This is a genomic window from Inquilinus sp. (assembly GCF_039594555.1).
Lineage (GTDB): Bacteria > Pseudomonadota > Alphaproteobacteria > DSM-16000 > Inquilinaceae > Inquilinus.
Map to the genome: position 1 here is coordinate 1 of NZ_JBCNNF010000103.1, position 18,384 is coordinate 18,384.

Sequence of the window (18,384 nt, forward strand, 5' to 3'; positions counted from 1 at the left end):
CCCCGGCGGTTTCGCATTTGCATCGGTCGGCTCAGGCCGCCGCCTGGGTCATCGGCTGAATGTCATAGATGCGGAGCGGCACGCTCTTGCCCTTGAGGACAATCGGCTCGAGGGCAAGCGTCGCGATGGGCAGCCCGAGATGCGCCGCCGCCTCGACCACCGCGGCGGCGGCAAGCGTCTGCCGGGGCTTGGCTGCCGCACACAGGCGCGCGGCGACGTTGACATGGTCTCCCAGCACGGTGAAGTCCATGCGATCCCTGGCGCCGATCGCGCCCTTCACCACCTCGCCCATATCGATGCCGATGCCGATCGAGAGGTCCCCGTCCGGGTTGGCCGCCGCGAGCCGGGCCATGCTCTCCTGCATCGCCACCGCGCAGCGGAGGGCATCGGCGGCCATGGCCGGCCCCTGGAATACGGCCATGACCTGGTCGCCGACGAACTTGTCGATGTCGCCGTGATGCGCGGCCACCAGGTCGGCCTGCACCGCCAGGTAGAAGTTCAGCGTCTCGATCACCGTCTCGGGGTCGCGGCGTTCGGCGAAGGCCGTGTAGCCCCGGATGTCGGCGAACAGGATCGCGACCTCGCAGCGGCTTCCGCCCAGGTGCACGCCGGTCTCGTCCGAATGCTGGATGGCGTCCATCGTGCCATGGGACACGAACTTGGCCAGTTCGAATCGTTCGTTGATCTGGACGATCATGTGGTTGATGCGCTTCGCCAGGTGGCCGATCTCGTCCCGCGAGCGGATGTTCTTCACCCGGACCTGGTAGTTCCCCTTGGCCACCTCGCCCGCCGCCTCGCCGATCGCCAGGATCGGCCGGCTGATGCGGTGCGCGAACACGGCGGCGCCCAGGACCGCGACGGCGAGCCCGCCGACCACCCAGAAGACCAGGCTGCCGATCATGACGTCGACGGCGTAATACGCATCCGCCTCCCGCTGCTCGACGATCACCGCCCAGTCGAAGCTGCGGGTGAAGGCGAAGGCGCCGAGCATCGCGGTGCCGTCCGGCCGCAGGAAGGTGTCGACGCTGATCGCGCGGGCACGGTTGCCGGTGCGCGCGGCCAGCGCCTCCCCGACGATGTCGCGCCGCCCCAGCTGCTTCACCTGGCCGAATTCGTTGAGCTCGGTGTCGAACAGCTTCCGCCCTTCCGCATCGACGGTGGTGATCATGCCGACCTGGCGGAACGGCTGGCTCATAATGAAGCCCCGGATCCGGCCGAGATCGATCTTCGCCGACAGCACGGCGCGCGCCCCGCTGAAGCGGCTCTCGAGCGGCAGCGCGACGGTCGCCAGCCAGGTCTCGGTCTTGGGCTCGTAGACCACGGCGGTGACCCGTACATCCGCCTCCTCGTCGGAGTCCGCGGCGGCCAGCATCACCTCCGGCGGTGCCCGAAGCACATTCAGCGGGTCGACGCCCGCCTCGGTGAGCCTGGTGCTGAAACGGTTCTGCGAGATCACCAGCGGCAGCCGGCCACCGTCGAGCGTGATCTGCAGGGCGACGATGTCCGGCAGCCGGGCGATGCCATGGGTGAGGATGGCGACCTTCTCCCCGACGCTGATCTTGTCGCTGTCGATAGCGCTGCGGATCAGCATGAGGGGCGCCAGCCAGGCCCGCTCGTAGATGTCGTCGATCTGGCCCGTCACCTCGCGGACGGTGGTGACGAGGCGTTCATTGGCCACGCTCTTCATCTCGTCGCGAGCGATCCGGATCAGCGACTGGCCGGCGAACAGCAGCGGCAGCGCCGCGATCAGCGCCGAGAACAGCAGCAGCTTGCGGCGGAGGCTGAGCGACAGGAGACGGAGGCGGAACGCCCGCGACAGGATGCCCACGGCGGCCGGCCTCAATCCGGCGGGGGGACCGGCGGTACGGCCGGCGGCACCTCGGTCACCTGCATCGGGTCGTGGCGTCGGACCGTGGCGACGGTGCTGCCGGTCGCGGTGCCGCAGGGCAGCCCGGAACCGTCGGTGACCGTCAGATCGATCGGGATGTCGCCGGCCTGCCGGAACAGGTGGCGGACGCGCTCGCCGGATTCGGTGGTGCCGTCGCCGATCCGCCAGACATAGGTCAGGGCGCCGCCGTCGGGGTCGCGGGACCGGGTGCCGTCGAGCAGCACCGCATCCGCGGCGCCGCCGACGAAGGCCGCGAAGGGCGGACCGGCATCGGCGACCGGTGGCGCATTGACCACCACCTGCACCGATCTGCGGGTCGAGGCGCAACTCGACTCCGTGTCGTCGGTCACGGTCAGGGCCACGTCATAGGTCCCCGGCGCCGCGAAGCTGTGGCTGGCGGTCGGGCCCTGCGCGCTGCCGCCATCGCCGAAATCCCATTGATAGCGGGTGATGCGGCCGTCCGGGTCGTAGGACGAGGCGCCGTCGAAGACGATCTCGGCCATCGGACAGACGAGGCGCTGCGGGCCAAGCATCGCCACCGGCGGCCGGTTGATGTGGAGCATGCGGGTCAGCGGGCGGCGGCTGCTGGCCAGGTCGCGGCCGTCATCCGGGATGATCGTCACGTCGTAGCGGCCCGGCGTGTCGAAGCGGCGCACGAAGCTGTGGGTGCCGTCCGCCGTGCCTGCGTCCCGCCAGCCGTTTTCCATCGGCTTCGCGGCCGTTCCCTTGACGGCGAGGCGGACATCCTCGCCGATGCAGGCGGCGGCGGGCAGCGCGATGTCGGGCGCCGGCGGCGGGCGCACGGTCAGCGGCTTCTCCACCGTTGCGGCGGAGTTCTCGACCCCGGCCTCGTCGGCCACTGTCAGGCGCACCCTGTATTGGCCTGCCGCGGCGAAGCGGTGGCTGGCCCGCACCCCCGTGGCCGTCCCGCCGTCGCCGAAATCCCAGCTATAGGTGGCGATCGCCCCGTCCTGGTCGTGCGACGGCCCGGCATCCAGCAGCACCTCCTCGCCCTCGGAGGCGCTGTCCGGCCCGGCGATCGCCGCGACCGGCGGCGCGTTGACGGTGACCACATGGGTGGCGGCCACGCGCTGGCAGGTGGGCGAGGCGGAATCGCTGGTCACGGTCAGCGTGACCTTCTTGCGCCCGGGCTCGGTGAAGACGTGCCTGACGGCCGCGCCCTCGGCGGCGCCGCCATCCCCGAAATCCCAATGCCAGCCGGTGATCCTGCCGCCCGGCATCTGCGAGCCGGAGCCGTCGAAGGCGACCTCGCCGAGCGGCGCGGCGGCGCGGGCGTCGATCTTGACGACAGGGCCCTGCAGAATCCGCACCGACATCTCGTCGGTGGAGTGCGGATCGCACTGGCCGAGGCGCTGGCCCTCGATCTTCAGGAACACCCGATAGTCGCCCGGATGCTCATAGACGTGGTTAGGCTTCTCGCCGATCGCGAATTTGCCGTCGCCGAAATCCCAGTCGTAGCGCTTGATCGTGCCGTTCGGGTCGAAGGAGCGCGAGGCGTCGAAATCGATCGGCGACATGGCGCAGGCTTCGATGTCCGGCCCGGCATCCGCCGACGGTCCCTGGTCGACCTTGACCGACACGGTGTCGACGTCCTCGCTGTTGGCGAGGCCGGCGCTGTCCTGCACCGTCAAGGTGACCGGATAGACGCCGCCGCTGCGATAGGCCTTGGTCGGGTTGACGATGCCGGAGGTCGAGCCGTCGCCGAAATTCCAGGCGTAGCGCAGGGCACCGCCCTGCGGGTCGACGGATTTGGACCCGTCGAAGGTGATGACGTCCCCGGTGCAGACCTGGCGATTGCCACCGGCATCCGCGACCGGCGGCTGGTGGATCACCAGCGACCTGGCGGCCTGGGCGACGGAGTTGCGCAGCCCCTTGCCGTCATCGACCACCAGGATGATCGGATAGGTTCCGGCGGCGGCATAGCCGTGCTGGACCTTGGCGCCGGCGGCCGAGGCACCGTCGCCGAAATCCCAGCGGTAGGTGAGCGCGTCGCCATCCGGGTCCAGCGAGGCGGTGCCGTCGAAGGAGACGATCAGGCTTTCCGTCAGGCTGTCGCGGCCGGGATCCGCCACCGGCGGATGATTGACCGCGATCGTGATCTCGCGGGCGTTGAAGCCGTTCGACGCGCCGCTGTCGTCGGCGACGGTGAGGCGGGCGGTGTACAGCCCCGGCGCGGCGAAGCTGCGTTCGACCCGCGCGGTGGTGGCGGGGGCGCTGCCATCGCTGAAATCCCAGCGATAGCTCGTGATCCGGCCGTCGGGATCGTAGGAGTTTTCGGCGCTGAGCCTGACCTTGTCGCCGGGGGCGACGATCAGGTCCCCGCCCGGATCGGCGACCGGCGCGGCATTGACCGTGATCCGCACCTCCTTGTAGTCGACGGCGTCGGCATCGCCGCTGTCGTCGGCCACCGCCAGCCTGACATCGTACAGCCCCGGCCGGGCGAAGCTGTGCGACGCGATGCGGCCCCGGCCCGTGCTGCCGTCGCGGAAATCCCAGCGATAGTCGGTGATGTCCCCGTCGGGGTCGACCGACCGGCTGCCGTCGAACACCACCTTCTCCCCCGGCGCGACGATCCTGTCAGCGCCGGGATCGGCGACCGGGCGGGCATTGACCGTCACGGTCATGCCGTCGGTCGACGAGCTCCATTTCGTCCCCGACCGGTCCGTCACGGTCAGGCGCACCTGGTAGCGCCCGGTCGCCTGGTAGAGATGGGTCGGCCTGGGGCCGGTGCCGGTGGTGCCGTCGCCGAAATCCCAGGCATATTGCGCGATCGCGTCGTCACGATCGAAGGAGCCGGTGCCGTCGAAGGCGACGACGCTGGCGGTGACCAACTGGTCGGGCCCGGCGAGCGCGACGGGCGGATCGTTGACGCGGACACTGAGCGTGCTCTCGCCCGTGGCCGAGCCGGTGCCGGAATCGTCCCGGACGGTGAGGCGGACCGTGTAGGTGCCGGGCCGTGCGAAGGCATAGGTGGTCTTCTGCCCCGTCCCCGTGTCGCCATTGCCGAAATCCCAGTCCCAGGTCAGCACACGCCCGTCCGGATCGCTTGAGGCGGAGCCGTCGAACACCAGCGGCTCGCCGATGGCGGCGGATTTGTCGGCGCCGGCCACCGACAGGGGCGGCGCGTTGACGATGACGGCCGCCGTCTCTGACGCGGTGGAGTTGGGCAGCCCGGCATCATCGGCGACGGTCAGCCGGACCGTGTAGGTGCCGGGCCGGCTGTAGGCATGGGCCGGCTGGGCGGCATCGCTGCGCGTGCCGTCGCCGAAATCCCACTGATAGGCAGTGATCCGCCCATCCGGGTCGAAGGATTGGCGGGCGTCGAAGGCGATCGTCTCGTCGACCGAGACGCGCCGCGCGGGGCCCAGGACGGCCACGGGCGGCGTGTTGACGACGATCGACGCCTCCGCGGTGTCGGCGCCGCAGGGCTGGCCGGAGCCGTCATCGACCGTCAGGCTGGCGAGATAGCGGCCCGGCCGGTCGAACCGCCGGCCGACATGGGCGCCCAGGAGGGTGTCGCCGTCGTTGAAGTGCCAGGTCATATGCCGGATCGGCAGACGGCCCGCGACCGAGGCACTGCCGTCGAACGCGACATCGGCCCCGACCGAGGCGGACAGCGGGGCCCCCAGGCGCGCCTCCGGCCGCACCGGAACATCGATATCGACCTCGGCGGCCGCGCCGTCACCGATCCTGGAGGAGGAGCCGAGGACCTCCAGCCGGGCCTTGAAACGGCCCGGCCCGCTGTAGTCATGGCGGACGAGCGGCCCTTCCGCGGTGGCGCCGTCGCCGAAATCCCAGCGGTAGGCGAGCGACCCGCCCTTCGGATCCGTCGACCGGCCGGCATCGAAGGAGACGGATCCGCAGGCGGCCAGGTCGGACCGGTCGATCGCGGGCTTCGGCCGCGCCAGGGCCGGCCAGAGCTTCACCGGAAGCTGGAACGGCACGGGATTGCCGGCGCCATCTGCGATCATGAAGGTGGCGTCGTTCGGCATCTCCACGCCGCGGCCGAATTCCAGGGCTGCTTCCGCCCCGCCCAGCCCGGCATCGGCAGGCATCTCGGCCGCCTGCCATTCGTCCTGGCCGGATGCCTTCAGCGGCATGGAGGTGAAGGCCGTGGTCAGGTCGAGCGACCCGTAGGCCAGGTCGAAATTGTGGACGACCAGCCGGCCGTCCCCGGGCGGCGGGCGGAACCGCAGCTCGGCGAAGGACCGGGAGTCGGGAACGCGCACCACCGGCCGGTAGGCGAAGATCTCCAGCCCCTCCGGCACCAGCGGCCGCGTCTCCCGCGCGCTCACCGCGACGTCGAAGACATTGCCGGCCGCCCCGGCCACGCCCTGCACCAGCAGGCGGAAGATCCGCCGCCCGTCGACGGCATCGCCCTGGCGCGGGTCTACCACCGCCACGGTCTTCCACCGGCCGATCGCGTCCGCCTCGCTGCCGTACACCTCGTCGGCGATCAGCGTGCCTGCCGCCTCCTGTTCCGGCGCCGGAACGGCGGGGACCAGCGGCGGGAGCCAGAAGGCGCCGGGGCCGCCGAACACCGCATAGCGGGTCCGGCTCGCCCCGGGCAGGCCCGTGGCCTGGTCGTATTCCGGGCTGATCCCGGGGTCGAACACATTGATCCACAGCCGCCCGGCTACCCCCTCGGGCACGCTGATGAAGATCGTCTGCTGGCGGTAGAAGTCGCCTTCCCGGGTCAGCGCCTTGGGGCCGTAGGTGATGAGGGCCGGCCGTTCATCGGCCGCGGATGCGGGCGATGCCGATGCGCCCGCCAGCACAGCCGCAGCAACGACGAATAGCCATCCTCTCGTCCGACCTGCCCTCATGTTCCTGGCCCCGACCGTGCTTGCCCGAACGATCTCCCGGTCAATTGATGCGGTAGGACTGCCGGTTGCCGGCCGCATCCGTGAGCTCCACCGTCCTGACCGCGGCCGATTTCAGCTCGCCGCGGGGAACGGGAAGCGATCCCTGATAGGCCTGGGCGGCCCGGTTGAACCGGAGCACCGCATCCGCCGTCCCTGTCCCGTATCCGACGGTCGCGAGCGCGGTCGCCGCCAGCCCCGACGCGTCGGAGGCGCGGATCTCGAGCACCGCGGTCGACCCGGCCTCCCCCACCTCGGGCGTGAGCTTCGCCTCCACCAGCCGGGGCGGCTCCTGGTCCAGCGTGACCGTGAACCGGACCACATCGGTGTTGCCGAGCGTGTCGGTGGCGACCAGCTCGATCGGGTTGTCGCCGACGCGCAGGCTGACGATCTCATCGAAGGCGCCGTCCTTCAGCCCGGCCTCGCCGCCATTGATGCGGAGCGTCGCGCCGGTCTTGGCCACCTGCCCCCTGACGAAGAGCGTTCCAGATGCGGTCAGGCGGGGCAATTCCTCCGAAAGAGTGATCAGGGGCCGCTGGCGGTCGACCGCGACCTCGATGCGCTGGGCGCTGCGGAAGCCGGACGGGGCCGTCACCACGATCGAGAGCGCCTCCTCATCGGCGCCGAGCGCGATGTTGAGCGCGAAGCGGCCGGCAGCATCGCTGGCCGTTGACCCGCGCAGGGTGCCGTCGGCGCCGACGACATCGATGCGCGATTCCGGCTTGGCGCGGCCGGCCAGGGAGGCCGTGTCGCCGGCCGCCAGCACCCGCCCCGCCCGATCCCGCGGCACCGACGGATCCAGCATGACCGCCTCGGACCGGTCAGGCATGACGCTGAACCGGCGCTGCAGCCGGGTGACGTTGCCGGCGCGGTCGGTGGCCGCGACCTCGACGCTGCTGTCGCCCTCGCCCGCGGCGACCGGCCCGGCGAACCGGCCGGCGGCGGTCACCTCGACCGGCTGCCCGTTCACGGACACCGCGGCGCCGGGCTCGGTTTCGCCGCGGACCTCGATCGCTCCGTCACGCTCGATCGCCCCCTCCTCCGGCGCATCGACCCTAAGGAAGGGCGGGACATTGTCGACCATCACGGCGAAGCGCCAGGGCGTGCTCCGCTCACCGGGCAGGCCGAAGGCATCGAGCGCCGAGACCCGCCAGTAATAGGTGCCGGGCGGCAGGTGCTCGACGCGATAGGCAGGCTTCTGAAGTCCGAACTCCGAGACCAGCATGGTGTCGAAGGACTGCTCGGCCCCGATCTCCAGCCAGTAGCCCGCGACCCCCTCGGGTCCGGTCCAGGCGAGATCGACCGAGGTGCCGTAGGCGGTGTCGTCATTGGCCGGCGCGGTCGGGCCGGGCGCTTCGAGCACGTCGCGCTTCTCGCCGGCCTTGCCCTTGGCGGAGAGGACGATTCCTTCGTTTCGCCCCAGCACGACCGTCTCATCCCTGGTCGCGACGGCGACCGGGCGGTCGTCGTAGTTGGTGAACTTGGCGCCTTCGCCGCCGCTGCTGACCCAGAAATCCCCGGACTCGATGTGTGCCTTCGCTTCCGGAATGTCGACGGCGAAGCTCGTGCGGTCGCTCTCACCGGCGAGAAGGGCATAGAAATCGCCTTCGACCAGGCTGACCTTCGCCTCCTCATGTCGGGTCAGCGGGTCGTAGCGCATCTCCTGGATGACGGCGTTCGAATTGGCGTTGAGCCGGAGCCGGCTGGCATCGCGGAAGGTCAGCTGTGCCGTCGATTCCGACAGAGTGCGAACCTTCTCCTGTTCCACCAGGATGGCGCGGAGCGTCACGTCGTTCCAGGCCAAGTCCTTCGGCTTCTGGGCCTCGACCCACCCGTTCTTGTCGCTCAGCAAGGCCTCGGCCGCCTCGTCGCGGCTCCGCTCGGCTATGGCAAGGGCCTTCTCGGCCTGGGACCGGGATTCGAGCGCCAGGTCCCTGGCGTCGCTCCAGGCGCGCTCGACACGGCGGCCGAGCGCCCGGTCGTGGAGGCCGATGGCGCGGCCGATCTCGTCCGGCGCGAAGAGCTGGGCTCCGGCCAGGTTGGCCAGCCGGATCTGGTCGGCGCAGCGAACCAGGGCGCGCTCCGTCGCGGCGATCACGTCAACGGGGATCCGCAGCAGCTGTCCCGGCGACAGCTGGGCGACCGACGCCACATCGCTGGCCTTCAGGATCTCCGGCCAGAGATCGGGATCGCCGAGGTAGCGTTCCGCCAATTGCCTGATGGTCTGGTTCGGCTCCAGGCGGACCTCGATGGTCGCCGCCCGCCCGATGGACACCGCAATGACGAGGACCAGCGGCACCGCGGTCAGGGATTTGAGAGCCGCGAGACCAGCCGACTGGAAACCTGATTTGCGATCCATCGATGCCTCCCGCCGGGCAGAGGCTCGGCCCCTCACATCGCCTGCCACGCCCGCACGAGTATTGATGTATTGTTTCAGACAATGATTTTATAATTGCCAATAATTATCCCATCCGACAGATAATGTCTCTGAGAGAAATTTCCTGACGGCCAAGAGCCACGATATGTCGCAAGCCGTCACTCCTAGACGCAGGAACACTTGAGACATCGGAGGAGCCCGCTCGTCGAAGCTGCCATTTGGCGAGCTTGGCGTCGCTTCTGCTCTTTGCGCTTCGCGACCGCTCACCGGGCCGGACTTCACCGACCATTTTTGATGGCCGGTGACTGCCTCGGCAAACCCGCAGAATTCGGACCGTCCCGACCGGGCCGACCCGATCAGGACGCCCAAAACCTGCCAATCCGGTGGGAACCCGGAACCGGACATGACCGCACGCGACCGAAGCTGCCACTGGGCAGGGCAAGTCAAGAGAGTGGGAGCTCGGGCGCGTTACACACCCGAGCCCGCAGGGATTTCAAACCCGTCCGACTGCGACGATGGCTGTCAGGCTGCACGCCAACATGGAGCTGCCGCTCGAGAGTCGGGACTCGAAGCTCAAACTCTGGGCGTACATCGCCGCAGGTGACGCGGTCGCGATCTCTTGAGATGTCAGATCTGCGTCTGCCCGCCATCCACGAACAGCTCGATCCCGTTGATAAAGCTCGCGTCATCCGAGGCGAGGAAGAGAACGGCCTTCGCGATTTCCTCGGGCCGGCCGATCCGCCCCGCTGGGATCAGTTCGACGAGGTTGGATTTGATGCCTGCCGCCGTGTCGCCGCCACCGAACAGGACGTCCAGCCCGGCCGTATCGGTTACGCCGGGGCTGACCGCGTTGACGCGAATCCGGCGTTGCTTCAGGTCAAGGATCCAGTTGCGGGCGAAGCTGCGGACAGCAGCCTTGGTGGCGCTGTAGACGCTGAAGGCAGGGGTGCCGCTGACGCTCGTGGTCGAGGCGTTGAGCACGATCGAACCACCATCCCGCAGAAGCGGCAGCGCCTTCTGGACCGTGAAGAGGGTGCCTTTCACATTGGTCGCAAATGTCCGCTCGAAATGCGCCTCTGTGATCTCGCCGAGGGCGCTGAACTCGCCGCCGCCGGCATTCGCGAAGATCACGTCGATCTGCGAATGCCTTTGCTGTACGGCGTCATAGAGCCTGTCGATATCGGCGAGCACGGACATGTCCGCGCGAATGCCGGTCACCCGCCCCCTGATCGCTTTCACCGCTTCATCCAGAGCGCCTTGGCGACGGCCGGTGATGAAGACAGAGGCGCCTTCCTCGGCGAACGCCCTGGCCGTCGCGAGGCCGATGCCGCTGGTACCCCCGGTGACGACCACGACCTTGCCTTCAAATCTGCTGCTCATCATTGATCTCCTCGCGACGGCGAACCGCTCGCCATCCACGGAGGAGATGCCCTCAGAACGCTGATGCATGAAGACGCCGATTGTGACACTCATCGTTCCGAAAAAGGAACGCTGAACCGATGCCCGATCTTAACGACTACGTCTATTTCGCTGAAGTCGTGGCCCATGGAGGCTTCGCGCCGGCCGGCCGCGCTCTGCATCAGCCGAAGTCGAAGCTGAGCCGAAGGATCGCCCGGCTGGAGGCCAGACTCGGCGTTCGCCTCATCGAACGCTCCACCCGTCGGTTCCAGGTGACGGAGGTTGGACGCGCCTTCTATGAGCGCTGCCGTGCAATCATGCTGGATGCCGAGCAGGCCGAAGCGGTGGTGGCGCAGGCGCAGGCGGAGCCGCATGGCCGGGTGCGGTTCAGCTGTCCAACAGGTCTGGTCGAGATCCTCGCCCCGATCATACCACTGTATCTGGCGAGGTTCCCGAAGGTCAGGCTCCAGATGATCGCGATCGACCGGCCGGTCGATCTCATTGCCGAGCGTATCGATGTCGCTCTACGGGTTCGCACGGCTCTGACGGGGGACGCCGCGCTCACCATGCGATCGCTCGGCCGGTCCCGGCGCATTCTCGTGGCCGCCCCACGGGTCGCGAAGCAAGCGGGGTCCAGCCTCGAAGCGCTGGCCTCGCTTCCAACGCTCGCGACCGTCGACGACGCCGACGAGATCGAATGGCATCTCGAGCATTCGGGCGGGGCAGCCCACGTCCTTCGACATTCACCGCGGATGAGCTGCAGCGACTTCGGGGCGATCCGCGAGGCTGCGGTGGCAGGGCTGGGCGTCGCGCTGCTCCCGGACCACAGCTGCCGCGATCACCTCGAGGCAGGGCACCTCATCCGCGTGTTTCCGGAGTGGTCCGGCTACGAGGGGATCGTCCACCTTGTTTTCACCACCCGGCGCGGACTGCCGCCTGCGGTGCGGGGTTTCATCGACCATCTGGCGGCAACATATCCTCCGGATATGCTCGGCACGCCGTAGCGTCGGCTTCCCGCAGGCGCCAAAAGGAGACACTTCGGCGGCCGCCGCAGAACGGACATGTTCCGGACCGGCCGAGGCGATGGACTTCGCTCAAGGTTGACGAAGAAACTCCAGGATCGCCGCAGTGGTCTGGGCTGGTCGCTCCTCCGCGATCCAATGCCCCGTCCCCTCGAATTCGATCATTGTCGCGTTCCGCGCGTACCGATCGAGGCAGGCTTTCAGAAACGGCGTGCTGATCCCGCCGATGCCGAGCACGGGCGCGGCAGGCTTGGGATAGGTGTCGAGGTCTTGAATGTCCTGACCAACAGTCTGATACCATCTGTGCTCTGCCGTGATCGCCCCCGGCTCCCGCGCGGCCGCCTTGTAGACGGCGCGGTCGAAAGGCTCGAATCGCGCCCGGGGTGCGATTGATACAGCCGAACATCCAGTCCAGCAGATGTCCGTCGCCGCCACCGCGTCCGAGGATCATGTCGGCATTCGCAGTGTCGAGGCGTCGCGGCGATCCGTTTCAGCCGTCAGCTCGATCAGGACCGGCCGCCGGCGAACGTCCGGTTCAGGCCACTCCGCGCGCTGAACGCCGCGCGCCGATGTCATCGACGGCCGAAAGATCCGGATTACAGGCTCGAAGAGCGCGCTGCTGCGGACGCTTGCCGCTGCGGTCAACACGGAACCCCGTGGCGCCGGAGGTACTTCGTTTTGTACCGAAGTGGCGACCCCTACGGGATTCGAACCCGTGTTACCGCCGTGAAAGGGCGATGTCCTAGGCCTCTAGACGAAGGGGTCGGCGCGGCGCGGATACCTACCGGCAGCGGCTGGGGAAATCAAGCGTTTTCGGCCCAGAGCGGCGCCACGTCGTCGATGAACAGCTGCACCCGGGTGTTGCCGTTCCAGCGGTCGAGCCGGAGCGTGCCGGCGACATGCAGCAGCGCGTCGCGGCGCAGCAGGGCCTGGCCCACCGGCTGGTCAGCGCAGCGGAAGGCGATCGCCCGCAGCCGGCCGCCATCCGGCCCCACCAGGGTGCAGGCGACATGGCCGCCGCTGCCCACCACCGACGCCGCCACCACCCGCACCCGCGGCAGGGCGAAGCGCGGCTCCGGGTTGCCGGCGCCGAACGGGCCCAGGCAGCACAAGGTCTCCGCCAGTTCGACCGTCGCCGCCTCCACCACCAGCGTGCCGTCCAGCTCGACCAACGGCACCATCGGCTCGTCGACCTGGCCGTCGATATGCTCGGCCAGATAGGTCCGCAGTTCGGCCAGACGCTCCTGCCGGACGGTGAAGCCCGCGGCCATGCGGTGGCCGCCGCCGGAGAGCAGCAGGCCGGCCTGACGCGCCGCGATCACCGCGGCGCCGAGATCGACGCCGGGCACCGAGCGGCCCGACGCCTTGCCGATGCCGCCCTCGAACCCGACGACGCAGGACGGGCGGCCGTAGCGCTCGCGCAGCCGGCCGGCGACGATGCCGACCACGCCGGGATGCCAGCCCTCCCCCGCCACCAGTATCACCGGCCCCGCCTCGGATGCCTCGACCTGGGCGATCGCCGCGGCCATCACCTCGGCCTCGACCGTCTTGCGGTCGACATTGTGCTCGTCCAAGAGGGCCGCGATCCGCGCCGCCTCGGCCTTGTCCTCGGTGGCCAGGAGGCGGGCGCCGAGATCGGCCCGGCCGATGCGGCCGCCGGCATTGATCCGCGGCCCCAGGATGTAGCCGGCATGGTAGGCGTCGACCGTCTCGGTCACCCGCGCCACATCGGCCAGGGCGGCGAGGCCGGTGTTGCGGCGCTGCGCCATCACCTTCAGCCCCTGCCCCACCAGCGCCCGGTTCAGCCCGGTCAGCGGCACCACGTCGCAGATCGTGCCCAGCGCCACCAGGTCGAGCAGCGCCAAGAGGTCCGGCTCCTTGCGATTGGCGAAAATGCCGGCCTGGCGCAAAACGCGGTTCAGCGCCACCAGCGCCAGGAAGGTGACGCCGCAGGCGGCGAGCTGGCCGAGGCCCGGATCCTGGTCCAGCCGGTTCGGGTTGACCACCGCCGCCACCTTCGGCAGGCGCGGCTCCGCCGTGTGGTGGTCGATCACCACCACGTCGAGGCCGGACGCCGCGGCCCCCTCCAGCGCGTCGAAGGCAGTGGTGCCGCAATCGACCGTCACCACCAGCCCGGCGCCGCCGGCGCGCAGCTTCTCCAGCGCCTGGGCGTTCGGGCCGTAGCCCTCGGCGATGCGGTCGGGGATGTGGATCTGCGGCTCGATGCCGAGCGCGCGCAGGTAGCGGACCATGAGCGCGGTCGAGGTGGCGCCGTCGACGTCGTAGTCGCCGAACACGGCGATGCCCTCGCCGGCCGTCACCGCCCGGGCAATGCGCGCCGCCGCGCGGTCCATGTCGCGCAGCACCGAAGGGTCGGGCAGCAGCGCCCGCAGCGTCGGGTTCAGAAAGGCGGGCGCGTCGTCGAGGCTGACGCCGCGCGCCGCCAGCACCCGGGCGACGATCTCTGGCAAAGCGTGGCGCTGGGACAGCGCCAGCGCCAGCCGGTCGTCGGCGGCGCGGCCGATCCAGCGCGCGCCCTTGGCGGAGCGTTCGACGCCGAACAGCGCCGGACCCGTCAACGCCCCATCCTCATGGCACGATCCCCCTCATCCCCACCCGACTCGTCATTGCGAGCGCAGCGAAGCAATCCAGGGGCCGCCCGCGAGCCGCCCCTGGATGGATTCGTCGGCTTCGCCTCCTCGCAATGACGGTGGAGGCCGCGCCCGTCAGAGGGCCGCCCCCGCTATGCTGTCCTCAGCCGCCGACGAACTCGAAGCCGGCCTTGCGGCGGAAATCGTGCCGCGCCTCGATGGTGCGGACGGTGCCGCTCTTCGAGCGCATGACGATCGAATGGGTGATGGCGCCGCCCGGGATCAGGCGGACGCCGCGCAGCATCGGGCCGGTGGTGACGCCGGTGGCCGCGAACATCACGTCACCGCCGGCCAGGTCCATCAGCCCGTAGACGCGGGTGAAGTCCTCGATGCCCTGGCGCTTGGCGCGCTCGCGCTCATCGTCGTTGCGGAACAGCAGGCGGCCCTGCATCTGGCCGCCGATGCAGCGCAGCGCCGAGGCCGCCAGCACGCCCTCGGGCGCGCCGCCGGTGCCGAGATACATGTCGACGCCGGTCTCGGCCTGGGCCGTGGCGATGACGCCGGACACGTCGCCGTCGGAGATCAGCATGATCCGGGCGCCGGCCTCGCGGATCTTGGCGATCAGCTCCTGGTGCCGCGGCCGGTCGAGGACGCAGACCACGAGGTCGGAGACCGCGACCCGCTTGGCCAGGGCCAGCGCCTTGAGGTTCTGCGCCGGGGTCGAGTCGATGTCGATCAGGTCCTTCGGCAGGTCGCCGCCGACCGCGATCTTGTCCATGTAGACGTCGGGCGCCTTGAGGAAGCCGCCCTTGTTGGCCATGGCGATGACCGCCAGCGCGTTCGGGCCGCCCTTGGCGGTGATGGTGGTGCCCTCCAGCGGGTCGAGGGCGATGTCGATCTCCGGCCCGTCGCCGGCGCCGACCTTCTCGCCGATATAGAGCATCGGCGCCTCGTCGCGCTCGCCCTCGCCGATCACCACCTCGCCGACGATGGCCAGGCTGTTCAGCGCCTGCCGCATCGCGTCGACCGCCGCCTGGTCCGCCTGGCGCTCGTCGCCGCGGCCCATCAGCCGCGAGGCGGAGAGGGCTGCGGCTTCCGTCACCCGCACCACCTCGAGCGCGAGGTTGCGGTCCATCACCTGGGACTTGGCTTCCGGCCGTTTCATCGTCTCTCCGATCCTTTCGGTCTCGTCTCCGCCGCATCTGCCCTCACGGGCGGCGGCGGACACATCGTGCGACGGGTGTACCGGCTTTCCGTGACAGCCGGTACCGGGAATGATCACAGGTCTTCGATGCGAATGACGTGCGGCGGCTCTAGAACGGCATCCAGCGCGCCCAGCGCCGCCAGCAGCCGGGTCATCGCCGCCTCGTCGGTCTCATGGGTGATGATCACCAGCGGCACCGCGTCGCCGGGGGACCGGCCGCGCTGCAGCAGGCTCTCGACCGAGATCTGCTGGTCGCGCATGGCGGCGGCCACGTCGGCGATCACGCCCGGGCGGTCGACCACCATCAGGCGCAGATAGTAGGCGCCGCGGCGATGGTCCATCGGCAGCACGGCGGCACGCTCCAGCCGTGCGGCCGGGATGCCGAGGGTCGGCACCTTGAGGCCGCGGGCCAGATCGACCAGGTCGGCGACGACGGCGGAGGCGGTCGGGCCGGCGCCGGCGCCGCGGCCGGTCATCATCACCTGGCCGACGAAGTCGCCCTGCGCCACCACGGCATTGAACACGCCCTCGACATGGGCGATCGGCGAGGCCTCGGCCACCATGCAGGGGTGGACGCGCAGCGACAGCCCCTCCTCCGTCCGCCGGGCGATGCCCAGCAGCTTGATGCGGTAGCCCAGCTCCTGCGCATAGGCGATGTCGAGCGCCGAGACCTGGCGGATGCCCTCGATATGCAGGTCGTCGAACTCGACCCGGGCGTTGAAGGCCAGGGCGGCCAGCACCGCCAGCTTGTGCGCGGCGTCGACGCCATCGACGTCGAAGCTGGGGTCGGCCTCGGCATAGCCGAGCTTCTGCGCCTCGGCCAGGACCTCGGCGAACTCACGCCCCGTGGTCCGCATCTCGGTCAGGATGTAGTTGCAGGTGCCGTTGAGGATGCCGAACACGCCGTCGATGCGGTTGCCGGCCAGCCCCTCGCGCAGCCCCTTGATCGCCGGGATGCCGCCGGCCACCGCCGCCTCGAAGGCCAGGGCCACGCCGGCCTCCTCCGCCGCCGCGGCCAGGGCCGGGCCGTGCACGGCCAGCAGCGCCTTGTTGGCGGTGACCACCGGCTTGCCATGGGCGATCGCGGTCTCACAGACGCTCTTGGCCACGCCATTGGCCCCGCCGATCAGCTCGACCACCACATCGACCTCGGGGTCGGCCGCCAGGGCCACCGCGTCGTCGTACCAGCGCACGCCGTCGAGCGGCACGCCGCGGTCACGGTGCCGGTCGCGGGCAGAGACGGCGGTGACGACGATGCGCCGGCCGCTGCGCTGGGCCAAAAGGTCGCCATGCGCCTGCAGCAGGCGCAGCACGCCGCCGCCGACCGTGCCCAGGCCGGCGATGCCGATTTTCAGGACGGGAGTCACGAGACCGCTTTCAGGCTGACCGGCTGCGGATCGTTGCGGCGCCGGCTGAGGAACGTCTTGATATTCTTGCAGGCCTGGCGGATGCGCTGGTGGTTCTCCACCAGCGCGATGCGGACATGGCCGTCGCCGTATTCGCCGAAACCGACGCCCGGCGCCACGGCCACCCCGGCCTCCTCCAGCAGCAGCTTGGAGAAGGCCAGCGATCCGCCGCGGGCGAAGGGCTCCGGGATCTGGGCCCAGACGAACATGCTGGCCTCGGGCTTCTCCACCGGCCAGCCGGCGGCGCGCAGCCCCTCGACCAGCGTGTCGCGGCGCAGGCGGTAGCGCGCCCGCATCTCGTCAATGAAGTCCTGCGGCCCGTTGATCGCCGCGGTCGCCGCCACCTGCAGCGGCGTGAAGGCGCCGTAGTCGACATAGGACTTCACGCGGGCCAGCGCCGCGATCAGCCGCTTGTTGCCGGCGGCGAAGCCGATGCGCCAGCCGGCCATCGAATAGGTCTTGCTGAGGGACGTGAACTCGACCGCGATGTCGCGCGCCTCGGGGATCGCCAGGATCGAGGGCGGCGGCGCCGTGTCGAAATAGATCTCGGCATAGGCCAGGTCGGACAGGATCCAGATGCCGTGCTCGCGGCAGAACTTCACGATCGGCCGGTAGAAGTCGAGGTCAACCACCTCGGCCGTCGGGTTCGACGGGTAGTTCAGCACCAGCGCGGTCGGCTTCGGCACGCTGTGCCGCACCGCCCGCTCCAGCACCTCCATGAAGTCGGTGCCCGGCGTGATCGGCAGCGACCGGATGGCGGCGCCGGCGATGATGAAGCCGAACATGTGGATCGGATAGCTCGGGTTCGGCACCAGGATGATGTCGCCCGGGCTGGTGATCGCCTGGGCCAGGTTGGCCAGGCCTTCCTTCGACCCGATGGTGACGACCAGCTCGCTCTCGGGGTCGAGCTCGACCCCGAAGCGGCGCTGGTAGTAGGCGGCCTGGGCCCGGCGCAGCCCCGGTATGCCGCGCGAGGTGGAATAGCCGTGGCTGCGCGGGTTCTGCGCCGCCTCGGCCAGCTTCTCGATGACATGCTTCGGCGGCGGCCCGTCGGGGTTGCCCATGCCGAGATCGATGATGTCCTCGCCCCGAGCTCGCGCTGCCGCCTTCATCGCGTTCACCTCGGCGAACACATAGGGCGGCAGGCGCTTGATTCGGTGGAAGTCCTGATCGGTCATCGACGTATCCCCCCGACGCCCGTCGGGGCGTCCGGTGCTGAGCCTAGAGTGCGTCCGAGACCCGATGCTCCAAACAAGGGGTCTTCCCTATTTTGTCATTGCCGGGCTTGACCCGGCAATCCAGAGGGTGTCGACGCTCTCTGGATGCCCGGGTCAAGCCCGGGCATGACATTGGAGGGGTTGCCCGCGCTTGGCTCATCGCCTCTTTGATCTCGGATAGATTCCTTACTGGGCGAGGTAGATTTCGACGCGGGCGGCCTGCCCGTCGGTGATGTTCGGCCGGGTGTCGGCCGCGCCGCCGGTGACGATTCGGGCCGGGTCGACGCCGGCCGCACGCAGCGCCGCGGCCACCGCCTCGGCCCGCGCCTTGGCCTGGGCCGCGCCGTCGCCGGCGCCGAAGCCGACGACCCGCAGCTTCGGGCTCTGCGCCGTCTTGG

At 69.8% G+C, this 18,384-nt stretch carries 10 protein-coding genes, 1 tRNA gene and 1 pseudogene; 1 reads left to right on the forward strand and 11 read right to left on the reverse strand.

Going from position 1 to position 18,384, the window contains the following annotated elements:
- Positions 1-31: 31 nt before the first annotated feature.
- From ABDW35_RS13335 to ABDW35_RS13350, 4 genes are all read right to left on the reverse strand, one after another.
- Positions 32-1,828: an adenylate/guanylate cyclase domain-containing protein gene (locus ABDW35_RS13335; protein WP_343714357.1), complete on the reverse strand. Its 1,797-nt coding sequence runs from the start codon at positions 1,826-1,828 to the stop codon at positions 32-34.
- Positions 1,829-1,839: 11 nt separating this feature from the next.
- Complete coding sequence (locus ABDW35_RS13340; RefSeq protein WP_343714358.1) at positions 1,840-6,687, reverse strand: PKD domain-containing protein; 4,848 nt, start codon at positions 6,685-6,687, stop codon at positions 1,840-1,842.
- 88 nt (positions 6,688-6,775) lie between these two features.
- Positions 6,776-9,130 (reverse strand): FecR domain-containing protein, encoded by a 2,355-nt coding sequence (locus ABDW35_RS13345; protein WP_343714359.1) that lies wholly within the window; start codon positions 9,128-9,130, stop codon positions 6,776-6,778.
- Positions 9,131-9,775: 645 nt separating this feature from the next.
- Positions 9,776-10,528, reverse strand: a complete 753-nt coding sequence (locus ABDW35_RS13350; protein WP_343714360.1) for a glucose 1-dehydrogenase — start codon at positions 10,526-10,528, stop codon at positions 9,776-9,778.
- Positions 10,529-10,647: 119 nt separating this feature from the next.
- On the opposite strand from ABDW35_RS13350, the gene ABDW35_RS13355 reads away from it, so the two are divergent.
- Positions 10,648-11,550, forward strand: a complete 903-nt coding sequence (locus ABDW35_RS13355; protein WP_343714361.1) for a LysR family transcriptional regulator — start codon at positions 10,648-10,650, stop codon at positions 11,548-11,550.
- A gap of 90 nt (positions 11,551-11,640) precedes the next feature.
- Here ABDW35_RS13355 and ABDW35_RS13360 read toward each other — a convergent pair whose 3' ends face one another.
- The 7 genes and pseudogenes from ABDW35_RS13360 to ABDW35_RS13390 all read right to left on the reverse strand — a co-directional run.
- Positions 11,641-12,003 carry an alpha/beta hydrolase gene (locus tag ABDW35_RS13360; protein ID WP_343714362.1) on the reverse strand — a complete coding sequence of 121 codons (363 nt, stop codon included), beginning with the start codon at positions 12,001-12,003 and terminating at the stop codon, positions 11,641-11,643.
- A 254-nt stretch (positions 12,004-12,257) separates the two neighbouring features.
- Positions 12,258-12,333: transfer RNA gene (locus ABDW35_RS13365), tRNA-Glu, on the reverse strand.
- Between the two features lie 38 nt (positions 12,334-12,371).
- A complete protein-coding gene (recJ, locus tag ABDW35_RS13370; protein ID WP_343714363.1) occupies positions 12,372-14,147 on the reverse strand; it encodes a single-stranded-DNA-specific exonuclease RecJ in 1,776 nt (591 codons plus the stop codon).
- 175 nt (positions 14,148-14,322) lie between these two features.
- Positions 14,323-15,294: a class II fructose-bisphosphatase gene (glpX, locus tag ABDW35_RS13375; protein WP_343714366.1), complete on the reverse strand. Its 972-nt coding sequence runs from the start codon at positions 15,292-15,294 to the stop codon at positions 14,323-14,325.
- 143 nt (positions 15,295-15,437) lie between these two features.
- Positions 15,438-16,730 carry a homoserine dehydrogenase gene (locus ABDW35_RS13380; protein ID WP_343714364.1) on the reverse strand — a complete coding sequence of 431 codons (1,293 nt, stop codon included), beginning with the start codon at positions 16,728-16,730 and terminating at the stop codon, positions 15,438-15,440.
- A complete protein-coding gene (locus ABDW35_RS13385; protein ID WP_343714365.1) occupies positions 16,727-17,947 on the reverse strand; it encodes an LL-diaminopimelate aminotransferase in 1,221 nt (406 codons plus the stop codon). The genes ABDW35_RS13380 and ABDW35_RS13385 overlap by 4 nt, the downstream gene beginning before the upstream one ends.
- A 225-nt stretch (positions 17,948-18,172) precedes the next feature.
- Positions 18,173-18,384 (reverse strand): annotated as a pseudogene (locus ABDW35_RS13390) (hypothetical protein); the annotation flags it as partial.

Bases quoted from the DNA above. Each gene is read 5' to 3' on its own strand.
- ABDW35_RS13345 (WP_343714359.1), bottom strand. From the start codon at position 9,130: ATGGATCGCAAATCAGGTTTCCAGTCGGCTGGTCTCGCGGCTCTCAAA.
- ABDW35_RS13350 (WP_343714360.1), bottom strand. From the start codon at position 10,528: ATGAGCAGCAGATTTGAAGGCAAGGTCGTGGTCGTCACCGGGGGTACC.
- ABDW35_RS13355 (WP_343714361.1), top strand. From the start codon at position 10,648: ATGCCCGATCTTAACGACTACGTCTATTTCGCTGAAGTCGTGGCCCAT.
- glpX (WP_343714366.1), bottom strand. From the start codon at position 15,294: ATGGACCGCAACCTCGCGCTCGAGGTGGTGCGGGTGACGGAAGCCGCA.
- ABDW35_RS13385 (WP_343714365.1), bottom strand. From the start codon at position 17,947: ATGACCGATCAGGACTTCCACCGAATCAAGCGCCTGCCGCCCTATGTG.